This is a genomic window from Streptomyces sp. Ag109_O5-1 (assembly GCF_003814875.1).
Lineage (GTDB): Bacteria > Actinomycetota > Actinomycetes > Streptomycetales > Streptomycetaceae > Streptomyces > Streptomyces sasae.
On the sequence record NZ_RKQF01000001.1, the window covers coordinates 2,088,994 to 2,101,963 of the forward strand.

Sequence of the window (12,970 nt, forward strand, 5' to 3'; positions counted from 1 at the left end):
GCCATGCCCGGGAATGAGCCCAACGGGTACCGGATCGCCATCGTCGACGACGACCCCCTGCGTGCGCGCAGGGAGGCGCGGGAACTTCTCGCTGAGATCGTTGATGCCGACCCCGCTGCCCGCCTGGACCTCCCCCGGCAGCGTGCCGTCCCCCATACGGACAAGGGCGGCCTGTCCGCCGAGACCGTCGGGCTAGTCCTCAATGCCGGCTCGCTGGTCGCGGCGGGTGTTCAGGTTTGGCTGGCCCGTGTTCCGCAGCGCACGATCGTGGTCCAGCGCTCCGACGGCAGCACGCTGCAGATCACGGGCAGGCAGGCACGCGAGGACGATCAGCGGATCGAGCAGTTCCTCGCCGCCGGCAGCGGGGCTGGGCAGGACGAGGGTCCAGCCGCTGGTGACGACGGTGCCGGCAGCGGAACGGCGGCGGGCTGACCGCATGACCGACAACGACCGCTACGCCATCCTCATCGGCGTCTCCACCTACGACAGCGACGCCTACCACGACCTGCCGGCCGTGCGCGCGGACCTGCACTATCTCCAGGCGGTGCTGGAGAACACCGAAATCGGCATGTACAACGACTGCGCCATGGTTCCCGAGCCGACCCGCGCGGAGATGCTGCACGCCATCGAGACGTTCCTCGAAGCACGTCAGTCCAACGAGACGGCGTTGCTGTACTTCAGCGGACACGGGGAGTACTGCGAGGACGACAACCAGCTGTACTTCCTCACCCGCGACACCGACCCGGACGACCTGCCGGGCACCGCGGTGCCGGCTGAATTCCTGGAGCGGATGCTGGGATCCTGTCGCGCCGCCTCCAAAGTCGTTCTGCTGGACTGCTGCTCCAGCGGCTCGGTCGTACAGGGCTGGAGCGCCAAAGGCTCATCTGGCGCCGATCAACCCGCGGCCTCCAGCACCCTGTTGCGGCCTTCCGGCGTGTACTTCATCACCGCATCCGACGCGCTGCAGTCCGCCTCGGCGATGGCGCCGCCCGGGTCGACGCTCGGCACGTCTCGATTCACCGGTGAGATCGTCGAAGGTCTACGCAACGGCCGCATCAAGGACAGCGGTTGGATCACACCGGACGATCTATTCGACTACCTGACCCGGCAAATGGCCCGCAGCGGGATTCCCGAAGAGCAACGCCCCACCAAGTCCACCATCCGCGCCACCCTGACCCTGCCCTTCGCCCGCTCCGTGGCGCGCCCGGTGCACCTCCCGCCCCAGCCGCACGACACCGCAGGGACCCACCGGCGTGCCCCCGCTGCGCTGAAGGCCCAAGCACTTGCCGCACAGGATGCACAGGACGGCATCGACTGGCAGCGGCTGCTGCGGTACTACGTGCACTGCCTGAACGCCCAGGCAACGGCCGCCATGCTGCCTGGCCGTGACGCCGGGCTCAACTCGGCGTACTTCCTGCTGAACAGCGGCGAGGAGCGCATCCAGTCAGGGCAAGGCACCACGCTCTCCGCTCCGCCACGGCTGCCGCGGCCGCAAGCCAAGTCCGGCAAGGCACGAGGCGACGCAGCACCGCAGGAGTACTGGTACGGCTACCCCGCCATCACCCTGCCCGTACGCGACGGAGGGCGCGGTCGCCGTGCCCCGATGCGGATCGCGCCCCTGTTGGTCCAGCAGATGGAACTCACCCCCGACGACGAAGGCCGGGACGTCCTGCGCCCGACCGGTCTGCCGTCCCTGCACACGGGTGTGGTGGCGGAGCTGCTGCCAGAAGACGCCGCGGCCGATCTGATCGCGCGATGGCAGCCGACCTGGCAGGAAGGCAACGACGCCCAGATGCTGCGGGCCGTACGGGAGCTGTTGCAGGAGCTGGATCTGCCGGAACTGGAGCCGCTCGACACGTCCGCCCTCAGCGACCGCACGGTTCAGCAGACACTGCGGCCCGGCGCCCACAACGCGGCTGTGCTGCTGGTGCCGTCGGGGGTCGAACTCATCGCGACCCAGGCGCTGGTGGACAACCTGCTGCAGATCTCCACACGCACCGGGCAGATCGACGGCACTGCGCTGGACGCGCTGCTGAACAGCTACGGGTCCGACGCCCGGGGCGCGAGACCGGTAGTGGTGGCGCCCGGGCCGTGCAACGAGAGCCAGGAACACGTCGTCTCCGCAGCCATGACCCAGCCTGTGACGGTGGCCACCGGGCCTCCCGGTACCGGCAAGAGCGAGGTGGTCACAGCCGTCGTCACCACCTGCGTCGCCGCCGGGCAATCCGTACTGGTCGCCTCCACCAACAACGAGGCGGTCAACGTCGTCGCCGAGCGCTGCGACGCGATCGCGCCAGGGCTGCTGATGCGCACGGGCAACGCCGAGGCGCTGGAGCGGGAAGCCGCCAAACTGGAGCGGCTGCTCAGTGAACCGGCACCCACCGCGCCGCGGGGATCGGCGACCGTCTCCGGGGATCTGCGCAACACCCGCGCTCGCGCCGACCACCTGCGAGCGGAGGCCGAACTCCGTATCGGCGAAGAGGTGCGGCTGCTGCAGCTGTACCTCGACCGGGAGGAGCGGGCAGCAGCGCTCAACCTTCCTCTACCGCTCCTGGAGAGCGTCTGGGCAGCCGAGGACGGCGCTGCAGCGCTGGCCCGCTGGGCGGACCGGGCGCGAACCGCAGCCGGCGCACGCTGGTGGCTCTTGGGCCGCTGGCGCAGATCGCGAGCGCTCACCGCGCTCCTCACGGCGGCGCCGGCCGCGGCAGGCAATAGCCCCGCGTGGCCGAGCTGGGCGACCGAACGGCCAGTGCCTCCGGAGCTGTTGGAGTCGCTGGCAGACGTAGCGGCCATCGAGCGGGAACGCCGTGAACTCGTCCCTCAGCACACCGCCTGGGACGAGGAGCACCTCAAACAGTCCCGGCTGAGCGCAGCGGCCGCGCTGTCGAACCTGTCGACAGAGCTCACCCAGGCGATATCTGCCGAAGCACTGACCCGGGCACGCGAACTGATGGGGCAGCGGCTTCAGGCCCTGCGCAGCCGCTCCGGCTACCAAAAGAGCCAGAAGAACCTCATGACCCACGTCAAGGCATGGGCCATCAGCACCCACTCGGTGCGCCAGCTCGAACTCACCCCGAAACTGTTCGACCTGGTCGTCATCGACGAAGCCAGCCAGTGCTCCATCCCGTCGATTCTCCCGCTGCTCTTCCGGGCACGGCGGGCACTGATCATCGGCGATCCCATGCAGCTCGGGCACATTCCCGGGGTCTCCGCCCAGCAGGAACGACAGGCCCGTCTGAGGACCGGACTCAGCGCGGCGCTGCTGGAGGACCACCGGCTCGCCTACCACGTGCACTCCGCCTACCACGCCGCCGCACAGCACAGCGAGGAGACTCTCCTCCTCGACGAGCACTACCGCTGCCACCCCGAGATCGCCGACGTGGTCAACGGCTACTGCTACGCCCGCCGGCTGCAGGTCCTCACCGACATACGTCGCCAAGTCCCCGCCCTCGACCCCGTGGCCGCGGTCGAACCCGCCCCCGTCCTGGGCTGGCTGGACGTACCGCACGGCGCATCCGCCCGGGACCGTGGACAGTCCTGGCGCAACGAAGCCGAAGCCGAAGCGGTACGCCGCGTGGTCGACGAACTGCTCGCCCGACTCCCGCACGGCGCCACCGTAGGCGTCGTGACACCCTTCCGCACCCAAAAGGAACTGCTGCAACGCATCTGGCGCGACGACGACCGCGTGCGGGTGGGCACCGTGCACGCTTTCCAGGGCGGACAACGCGACGTCATGGTGCTCAGCCCCGTGGCCACCGACAACACCCCACCCAGAACCACCCACTGGGTGGCCAGCCAGATCAACCTCTGGAATGTGGCCATCACTCGCGCCAAGTCCCAGCTGATCGCCGTAGGCAGCCACGGCTTCTGGCAGGCGCAGAACGGACTGCCGGCGCTGCTGGCAGAATGAGGGGCCACGAGGTTTCCGGACAGGCACCCAATAGGGTTGTCCTGAACAAGGAAACGAGGACTAAGTGGCGCCACCCAGTAAGTACTCGCCGGAGTTCCGCGAGGAAGCCGTCCAGATCACGTTGAGGTCAAGCAAGACGATCTCCGAAGTCGCCCGGGAGCTTGAGCTGAACTCGGAGACGCTACGCGGCTGGGTGAAGAAATACCAGAAGCAGCAGGAACCAGCCCCCGATGCGGAACTGACGGTGAACGAGCGGGCACGCCTGAAGGAACTCGAACGACGCAACCGCGAGCTGGAGATGGAAGTTACCTTCCTGAAAAAAGCCGCAGCGTACTTCGCGAAGGATCCTCGGTAGCAAGCAAGTACGAGTTCATCGACGAGATGCGGCTCGACACCGAGAAGTACGCATACAGCGTCGAGTTCATGTGCGGCCGACTCGGCGTCTCCAGATCCGGCTACTACGACTGGCGATCCCGCCCGGAATCCGCGACAGCCCAGCGGCGCGAAGAACTGAAATTGCTCATCGAGAAATCCTTCGACATGTCCGACAGCACCTACGGGCACCGGCGCATTCAGGCCCAGCTGCACCGCTGGGGCGTCGCCGCAGGCGTGGAGTTGGTCCGCCGCCTCATGCGCGAACTGGGCCTGGTGCCCTGCCTGCCACGGCCGAAGAGGTTCAACCTCACTCAGGCTGCGGCCGGCCAGGTGCCGGACCTCGTCGGCCGCGACTTCACTGCAGATGCGCCCGGCGAGAAGCTCGTCGGTGACATCACCTATGTCGCGACCGGCGAAGGCTGGCTGTACCTGGCAACGGTCATCGACTGCTGCACGAAGGAAGTCATCGGTTACGCGATGGACGACCATTACCAAACCTCACTGATATCCAGAGCAATCCGTAACGCGGCACGGAACAGGAACCTCTCAGCCGACGCGATATTTCACTCGGATCGCGGAAGTAACTACATGTCAGCCGAGTTCGGGAGGACGCTGAACCGCTTCGGGCTCCGCAGATCTGCCGGCCGAACCGGGATCTGTTTCGACAATGCCATGGCCGAATCATTCTTCGGCGCCCTGAAGAACGAGCGCGTATCACGCGTAACTTACCTGACACGCGAGGCCGCCCGGCAGGACATCACTCGTTACATCGAATTCTGGTACAATCGCAAACGCCTCCACTCGGCGGTGGGTTACCGCCCTCCGCGCGAAGTTCATGCCGCGTACGAGAAGTTGCGAATCGCTGCGTGAAATAAACGGTCAGAAGCCTGTCCGGAAAACGCGAGGCCCCTCAGAACGTTCGTCCCTGCTCGGTGCTGGTACGGGCGGACGCCGTGAACCAGGGCGTGGCATGGGCACCAGCGGGATCAACGGCGCAGGGGAAGCGGCGGCCAGCCGTGCGGCCGCGTTCCGCGAAGAGCTGGCTGACCGACTTCACCAGCACCTCGGCCGCCACGGCATCAGCGAGATAGAACGCGCAGCCGTAGTCGGCGGCCAGATCATGGATCTGTTGATCCCCAAAGACGGGGAGAACATCGCCCTTCTGATCGACACCGGCCCCCTGCCCGACCGCGATCCAGCACGTGAACTGCGGCTGACACACGCACGAGGCGACCTCCTCCACGGCCTGCCCTCAGGCGGGCACGGAGCAAAACCCGGTGATCTGGGGCGCAGCGTACGGGTTCCCGCGTGGCGCATCCTGGCAGGCGAGCAGCTGCTCGCACAGACGATCCCGTGAGAGCGAACCAGGTACGCGGGTGCGGCCTCCCGCGGCGCAAAACGCAATCGCCGTACGGGGAGCCGCCAAAGGATGGGAGGATCACGGACTGTGGCACTGGGCCGCGGCCATGGTGTGAAACGAGTCTTCCTTCGAAGTTCGCTTCGGCTCCCGCGTTGGAACCGTCCCGGAAGAGTTGATCGTTTCCCAATGTATGAAGATGGCCCGCTAACTCCTCCACCACTGCGCCGAGTTGGACGGCGAAGCGGTTCGTGCGGCGCTGATGGCGCTCCACGACCCCGGGCACCTGCTCGCGGAACGTCTGCCGCGGACAGTCCAGCACCTGGCACACCAGACGCCGCCGCCGAACCGAGACCCTGACCCGTCGGCCGTCCACCGGGGCGTCCGCGAGCGTGCGGGTGTGGAAGCCATGGATCTTCTCCGTCGGCGTCCCGCACGCCGGGCACGGCACCGGGCCGCCCCGCGTCCGCGCCGACACCAGGACCACATCACCGCCGTCCGCCACATCCTCCACCGCCAGCGCTGACAACCCCGAAAACACAGTCCCGACGAGGGAGATGACATCTAACACGGCCCGATCATGACACGTCGTCACCCACAGCTACCACCGACTACGGGCCAGAGCCGTTCACTGGGCTCTGTCGCACATCCGGTGGTGACGGAGCGTTCCGGATATCACTGTCAGTGAAATTCCGGCGCGGGTCGGCGCTCTGACCTGGTCGGTTGCAGATTTGGCACCCACGGACGCCACGGGTGGGCGGCCCAGGCTCGGCGAGCACCAGACACCCCGGCCGAGACCCCGCTTGAATGCGATTCAGCCCCGTTGACCAGCAGAGTTCTCGCACCGCGACTTCGCCATGACCAATATGACTTTCTGTCACCACCGGATGTGTGGCAGAGCCGTTCACTGGACAGCCCACGGTCCGGAAATGTCGCGTGTAGCATGCACGGTCACCGCGAGGGGCCGCCCCGAGGTGCTCTTGACGTGATAACAAGAGTGCCGTTGACTTCGTAAAGGTGCCGGCCGAGCGCGCTGCGCGCCTATTTCTCGCGAGGGACAATCTGGTGAATTTCCCGGGTTACCCGAATGTACGGAGAGGTCGGGCGTGAACGCCAAGGGACTGGACCGAGGTTTACTTCTGCGGGGGCGCACTGCCACGTCCCTGCTTTTCTTGCTGTTCGGCACCGCTCTGGGCGTGTGGACAAGCCGCATTCCCAGTGTGAAGCATCATCTCGGGCTCAGTGACGGCAGTCTGAGCCTTGCTCTGCTCGCCTTTTCGGCCGGCGCGATCGCAGGAATGCTGGTGCTGGGCAGACTCGCCGACCGCTGGGGAAGTACCCGGGTCATGGTGCCGACGGCGGTGCTGGAAGGGCTGCTTCTGATCCCTCCGGCGTATATGCCCTCGCTCGCCGCGCTTATGCTCGCGCTTTTCCTGTTCGGGCTGACCCACGGCACCCTGAACATCGCCATGAATGCCAACGCCATTCAGGTCCAGCGCGCCTGGGGGCGTCCCATCATGTCGTCCTTTCACGCCGTATACAGCGTCGGCGGCTTCCTGGGCTCCACGGTCGGCGGGTTCTTCGCCCGGCAGGACGTCGGCCCGCGGGTGACGTTCATCGCGGTGGGCGCCGTCGTGGTGGTGCTGGCTGTGTGGGCCGCCGTGTGGGCCCTGCCCCGCGCCACGATGCCGACGGAGCACGAGGAGAAGGACAAGGCGACGACGGCCTGGGGATCGTCGGCCCAGGGGGCGAGGGCCGGGGGCTCGGTGGTCTCCCCCGCCCTGGTCTTCCTCGGCGTCCTGGCCATGTGCGCCCTGGTGGGCGAGGGAACCGCCGCTGACTGGAGCGCCGTGTACCTGCACGAGAGCCTGGGCAGCTCACAGGGGTTCGCCGCGACGGCCTTCGCCGCGTTCTCAGTCGCGATGACCGTCGGCAGGCTGCTCGGCGACCGACTCGCCGCCCGCTACGGACCGGTACGGCTCGTCCGCACCAGCGGAGTACTGGCCTCGGTCGGCATGACCGCGGCCCTGCTGATCGACCGGCCGCTCGCCGGTGTCATCGGGTTCGCCTGCCTGGGCGCCGGGATGGCCTGCATCGCCCCGCAGGTGTACTCCGCCGCGGGACAGCGTGACCCCGCGCGAGCGGGAGCGGCGCTCTCTCTCGTGGTCAGCCTCGGCTACACCGGCTTCCTCATCGGTCCCATCGTCGTCGGCAGCGTCAGCACCTTCACCGGACTGCCTGTCGCGCTGGGCATCCCCACCGCACTCGTCCTGTTCGTGGCCCTCGGCGCGTCGGCGCTGCGCCCGCCGGATCAGGACGACCACGCGGCCCCCGCCGCCGACCGGCCGGAAACCGCGTCGCGGACGGTCCGTGGGACGGGCGGCTGACTCCAGGGACGCCTGTCGCGTCCCGCCTCGACGGCCATGCGACGTAGACGACGGAGAGGGCGTACGGTTGCGCATCATCGAGTGTCACTTCGAGTTCAGCGGCTTCGACGACCATCTGGTCAAGGCCGGTACCTCTGTTTATCTGTGGAACCTCGTCCGGCAGTTCAAGTCGGCCGGACACGAGACCGGGGCGGTGACCGCCGCCCACGGTCTGCTGGATGTCATCGCGGAGAAGCACACCGTCACCGAGCTGGACTGGGAGTTCCGCGACCGGATACCGGTCCGGCTGGATCCCGCCGACTGGTCCGCGTTCCCCGAGACGGTCACCCTCGACATCACCGCACGCGCCTACCGGATCACCGTGGAGGGCATCGACATCGTCCTGCTGAGCGGTGACATGCTCGACACCTTCCCCGCGAGCTTCTACCCGCCCCGTGAACTCAAGGGGCAGAGCCTGGAGTTCTTCAAACCACTGGTGTTCCAGGTGGTGGCGGCCCGCTACCTGAAGGAACGGGTTCCCGACGGCACGGTCGTCCACCTGCACGAGCCCTTCTACCACTACCTCTTGCCCGGCCTGATCGCCGGGCACGGCTTCCACGTCGTCTCCACCGTGCAGACGAACATGGCGGTCAACACCAAGGTGTACGGGCCGGAGGTGCGCGGCGTCCTGGCGAGCGAGGGCGCGGACGCGTCGGTCGCCGACGGGCTCGCGGACCCGCCGCTCGACTCACACCTCGAACGGGCGATGCGCGCCTTCCTGCCGCAGACCCTGCTCTACAGCGACTATCCGGAACGCCCGGGGCATGACTACATCACCATGCTGGGGCTGGTGGTGCGTTCCGTCGCCGCCATGGACTTCCTCTCGCACGGGCAGCTCGACCATGCCCTGACCCAGGCCGAGACCCCGTTCGAACAGCTCTTCCAACGGCTCGCGGTCCGGCGGGAGCTGCAAACGCACGACCATCTGCTGGTGGTCGGAGGCTGCGCCATCGGCGACGAGTGGCTGGACGTACGGCGCGACGACGGGCTTCGCAAACGCACCCTCACCGGGCTCGGTCTGGATCCCGAGCTGCCGACGATCTACCACAACGCGCGGTACTCCGTGCAGCACAAGGGCCAGAAGGAGCTGTTCCGAGGCATCCGGAAGCTGCTCGACGCAGGCCGTCGCTGCAATGTGCTGTTGCACTGCCTGGCACCGCAGCCCCCGGACGACGAGGATCTGACGGCACTCGCCCGGGACTACCCCGGGCTGGTCCGGGTCGAGACCGGCCCGATGAGTTCGGACGAGCTGAAGGGCTGGGCCGTCGCGAGCGATTTCTGTGTCTTCCCGTCCAAGTTCGAGATGGACACCTTCCTGATGGCGATGGGCGAGGCCATGGCGAGCGGGTCCGTCCCGGTCGCCACTGCTCAGCGCGGCATGCGGCATTTCCAGCAGTCCTTCGACCTCGACGCGCCGGGAGCGACCGGGCTAGCCCTGCCACGTTCGTTCCGGGTGGACGACCCGTTACTGACGGAGGCGGTGTACACGGGGCTGGCCCGCATGCTGGACCTCTGGCACGACGACCCGGAACGCATCGAGGCGCTGCGGGCCCGGGCGGTGGAGGTCGGCCGGAGCTTCACCTGGCAGGCCGCCGCGGAGCGCTTCCTAGCGGTGTTCGCCGCGTGCGTGGCCGGGACCACACCCGCGGACGCCGTTCCTTCGGCCCGTGAGCCGGTCCGCGAGGAGCGGGAGGGCGACGCGCCGTTCGACGCCGGACACGGCAGCGCGGACCGCAGCGGCGATGCCGTGGCCGTACGGTGGCGCGCGGAGCAGGCGAGCCGGGTCGAGATCGTGCCGGCTGGCCTGGACGGCGACGTCACCGTGTTGGAGAGAGCGGGCGACGGCACGGACGCCTTCGCCGGGACGGTGCCGCTGCTCGCCGACGGCGCCCTCGCCGTCCTGGTGACCGGGCGCGACGGCAGGTCGGCCTGGGCGGAACTCACCCTGCCGGCCTCCGACGGACGGCCGGTCGCCGGCTGATGCGGCGAGGGGGCGCCCGCGGTCCGGACGGACCGGGGGCGCCCCCTCGGGCAGTGCACAGGGACGCGCCGGGAGTCCTCAGTGCCTGTGTCACATCCTCTTTCCGCAGGTCAAGGTGTCCTGGAGCTGGATAGTGATCAGGGTTGCCGTTCGGTTGAGCGTCGTTGGACGCCGAAGCGAACGGCAGGCGGAGGGAACGTCAGGCAGCTGTGGCGAGGGTAGTTGGGACCGCCTCGGTCCGGCGGTTTCGTCGGGTGAGGCGGCGGGTCATGAGGGTGATGAAGGCCCACTGGATGTGGGCTTCGGCGTGCGACATGAGGCGTTCGTAGTCCCGCGCGTTGCGGCGGGCCCGCATCGTCCACGAATTCGACCGCTCGACCACCCAGCGTTTGGGCAACAAGACGAAGCCCTTGGCGTCTTTGGGCCGGGAGACGACCTTGATCGTGATGCCGAGGCTGGTCTGGGCCCAAGTGCTGAACTCGTCTCCGCCGTATCCGTTGTCCGCCCAGACCAGGACGATTTCAGGGTGCTCGGCGTGAAGGCGGGCCAGCAGGACACGGGCCGCGTCCCGGTCCTGGACGTCGGCTGGCGTGACGAGCAGGTCGACGAGCAGGCCGTCCTGATCAACCAGGAGATGCCGCTTCCGCCCATTTATGTGCTTGTTCGCGTCATAGCCGCGCGTCGCCTTCGATACGGTCTCCGCGCCCTTGACGGACTGCGAGTCCACGATCACCCGGACCGGCCAGGGACACCGCCGACGGTCCAGCCGCAACCGCCGACGGAGCTGGTCGAGGATGTGCCGCAGAACGCCGCCCTTCGCCCAGCGGGCGAAATACCCGAACACCGTGCGCCACGGGATGCCGAAGTCGGCAGGCTGCGCGCGCCACTTCGTCCCGTTGTCGGTGATGTAGCGAATGGCATCGACCACGCGCCGACGGGGCCACTTCTCAGGAGCACCGCCCTTGGGTGTCCGGCAGGCGGGGGTGGGCAGGAGCCGTTCCAGGAGCGCCCATTCGAGGTCGCTGGTGTCGGAGGGGTAGCGGTAGCGGGGCAGCGGCATGACGGGATGCCGGGCCGCGACCTGAAGATGGGGCCAACTGCGGGCGGTCGCGGCCCGTCGCCTTCCAGGGGTTCACTCCAGGTTGGCGAGGAGGTGCAGGGTGGACTCGATCGCGCCCATCTGCGCCATGACCGTGCGGATGTAGGGGTCGTCGGGCTTCTTCTTCTGGTGCGGCAGGAGGATCCCGGCGATGAAGTGCTCCACCCGGTGATGGACGGACTCGAAAAACGCCCGCTCGTAGCCGATCCAGACCTCCGGCGCATCCTCCAGCATCCGGTAGCCCCACGTCTTGTCCCAGGTCACCGGCGGAAGCCCCTTCGCCGCAGCCACCATGCGCAGGTGGGCGAGCCCGGTGTGGACCTGCGCACGGGTGCGTTCGGTGGCCGCCATCAGCTGGACGATCGTCAGGCCGGCGGGACGGGCCTCCAACAGGGCGGACAGGACGGCTTCGGCGTGAACGTGAGCGGGAACGCCCCGCCCCATCGCTACTCGCCCGAGCCCTTCAGCAGCTTCTGCAGCTGCTCGTCCAGGTCGACCTCGCCGCGGGTGACCGCGTTCTCGATCCAGTCCGCCGACGCCCTCACCCGTGCCAGGCCCCGCAGGACCGTCTCGCGTTCGGCGTCGTCGTAGGGCTCGCCGCGCAGGTTCGGCACGATCCTTCCGGCGGTGACTGTGAACTGCGTGCAGGCCGCGACCAGGTCCATGAACTGGGTGCTGTGCTCCATGCGGCGTAGCTGGTCCAGCTGCGGGGCGGCTTCCTCCCGCCCGTACTGGACCTGCTGGCGGAACTGGTCGAACTGCGCCTCGTTCACGGCGTGCCTGGCCGTGCCGTCGGCCATCGCCTTCGAGGCGACCGCCGGGCGGCGCAGAAAATCGGTGGCCACCCGCGCGGCCACCTGGTCGTCGGCGGCCAAGTCGTGGATCGCGTCCACCTTCTCCTGGACGCTCTCGGGGGTGTCGACCTTCCAGCCGACGATCCGCTTCGCGCTGTCGTGCGTCCAGCGCGCAGGTCCGCCGCGCGGACTGGGCGGGGGGTTGTCGACCGCCTCGAACCGTTCCTGCTCGTCGGGGATGGAGGCGAGGATCTTGTGGATGGTGTGGGAGACCCCCGTCCGCCGGTGTTCCTTCGGCCAGCGCGAGGCCACCCACCGGTAGTCCCGGACCGTCGAATACGCCAGGCCGACGTCCTCGGCGAACATCCGGATCGCCTCGCTGACCGTGAACAACTCCTCGCTCCCCGACGGGTTGGTGCCCCCATAGGAACGCATCGGCTCGATCTCCATGGCCGCGTCCCCGAGCTGCCACTGGACGCTGCTCATCGCCTCGACCCAGTCCCGCCCCAGCTTGACCAGCTCGTCGTAGCGCTGCCGGGTCACACTGCCGACCATCCCGGTCATTCGGACACCACCCGCACGAGGCCCGGGGACAACACCCTCGCGTGCCGTCAACTCGCCCTGGAAGCCCGTCACCTCGCACGATCCGACCGCCTCGCCCGGCAGAGAAGGGTGTACGGCCCCGGCGGCCGAAGCGGCCCCGTCTCCATCGAACGCGCAGGCTCACGCCTCGCCGGAACGCGCGCGCCGCGCGTGCCAGGCCCGTTTGCGGCAGGCGGGAGAGCAGTACACCGCGGAGACTGAATGGTCGACACCGACCGTCCACGCCACTCCGCACTGCGGACACGAGGCCGTCACGCCGGCCTTCACCGCCTCGGTCCGAGCCCTTGCCCGCCGCATCCGCCGCCAGTGCCGCGAACGGCAGGCCGCCTCGCAGAACACCGCCGTCGACTTCGCCGACGGCATCAGCCGACCACCGCACCCCCGGCACAACCGCGGCCCGCAAGCGTCATCCGTGATCACGGTCA

8 protein-coding genes and 2 pseudogenes are annotated in these 12,970 nt (G+C 68.3%); 5 read left to right on the forward strand and 5 right to left on the reverse strand.

Features of this window, described 5'->3' with window-relative positions; genetic code table 11:
- Positions 1–3 precede the first annotated feature (3 nt).
- The 3 genes from EDD90_RS09420 (at position 4) to EDD90_RS09435 (ending at position 5,155) form a co-directional block, all read left to right on the forward strand.
- A complete protein-coding gene (locus EDD90_RS09420) occupies positions 4–432 on the forward strand; it encodes an effector-associated constant component EACC1 (RefSeq protein WP_221305080.1) in 429 nt (142 codons plus the stop codon).
- A 4-nt stretch (positions 433–436) separates the two neighbouring features.
- Positions 437–3,910 carry a caspase, EACC1-associated type gene (locus EDD90_RS09425; RefSeq protein ID WP_123972633.1) on the forward strand — a complete coding sequence of 1,158 codons (3,474 nt, stop codon included), beginning with the start codon at positions 437–439 and terminating at the stop codon, positions 3,908–3,910.
- A gap of 64 nt (positions 3,911–3,974) precedes the next feature.
- Positions 3,975–5,155, forward strand: a protein-coding gene (locus EDD90_RS09435) for an IS3 family transposase (RefSeq protein ID WP_123972634.1) whose coding sequence is annotated in 2 segments (ribosomal slippage) — positions 3,975–4,239 and positions 4,239–5,155 — 1,182 coding nt in all. Because the reading frame shifts where the segments join, the coding sequence is not laid out codon by codon here.
- A gap of 40 nt (positions 5,156–5,195) precedes the next feature.
- On the opposite strand, the gene EDD90_RS57040 is transcribed toward EDD90_RS09435, so the two are convergent.
- On the reverse strand, positions 5,196–5,528 hold the full coding sequence (locus tag EDD90_RS57040) for a hypothetical protein (protein WP_123972635.1): 333 nt from the start codon (positions 5,526–5,528) through the stop codon (positions 5,196–5,198).
- A gap of 316 nt (positions 5,529–5,844) precedes the next feature.
- Positions 5,845–6,183, reverse strand: a pseudogene (locus EDD90_RS57045) (transposase family protein); the annotation flags it as partial.
- A gap of 565 nt (positions 6,184–6,748) precedes the next feature.
- Here EDD90_RS57045 and EDD90_RS09450 point away from each other — a divergent pair.
- Together EDD90_RS09450 and EDD90_RS09455 are read left to right on the forward strand one after the other, a co-directional pair.
- Positions 6,749–8,029 (forward strand): MFS transporter, encoded by a 1,281-nt coding sequence (locus EDD90_RS09450; RefSeq protein ID WP_311737205.1) that lies wholly within the window; start codon positions 6,749–6,751, stop codon positions 8,027–8,029.
- A 67-nt stretch (positions 8,030–8,096) separates the two neighbouring features.
- Entirely contained in the window at positions 8,097–10,049 is a 1,953-nt protein-coding gene (locus EDD90_RS09455) for a glycosyltransferase (protein WP_123972636.1), read from the forward strand.
- A 250-nt stretch (positions 10,050–10,299) separates the two neighbouring features.
- On the opposite strand, the pseudogene EDD90_RS09460 reads toward EDD90_RS09455, so the two are convergent.
- The 3 genes and pseudogenes from EDD90_RS09460 to EDD90_RS09470 form a co-directional block, all read right to left on the reverse strand.
- A pseudogene (locus EDD90_RS09460) lies at positions 10,300–11,109 on the reverse strand (IS5 family transposase); the annotation flags it as partial.
- A 72-nt stretch (positions 11,110–11,181) separates the two neighbouring features.
- Positions 11,182–11,592, reverse strand: a complete 411-nt coding sequence (locus EDD90_RS09465; protein ID WP_123972638.1) for a RacP protein — start codon at positions 11,590–11,592, stop codon at positions 11,182–11,184.
- A gap of 2 nt (positions 11,593–11,594) precedes the next feature.
- Positions 11,595–12,506 (reverse strand): DUF6192 family protein, encoded by a 912-nt coding sequence (locus EDD90_RS09470; RefSeq protein WP_123972639.1) that lies wholly within the window; start codon positions 12,504–12,506, stop codon positions 11,595–11,597.
- Positions 12,507–12,970: the final 464 nt, after the last annotated feature.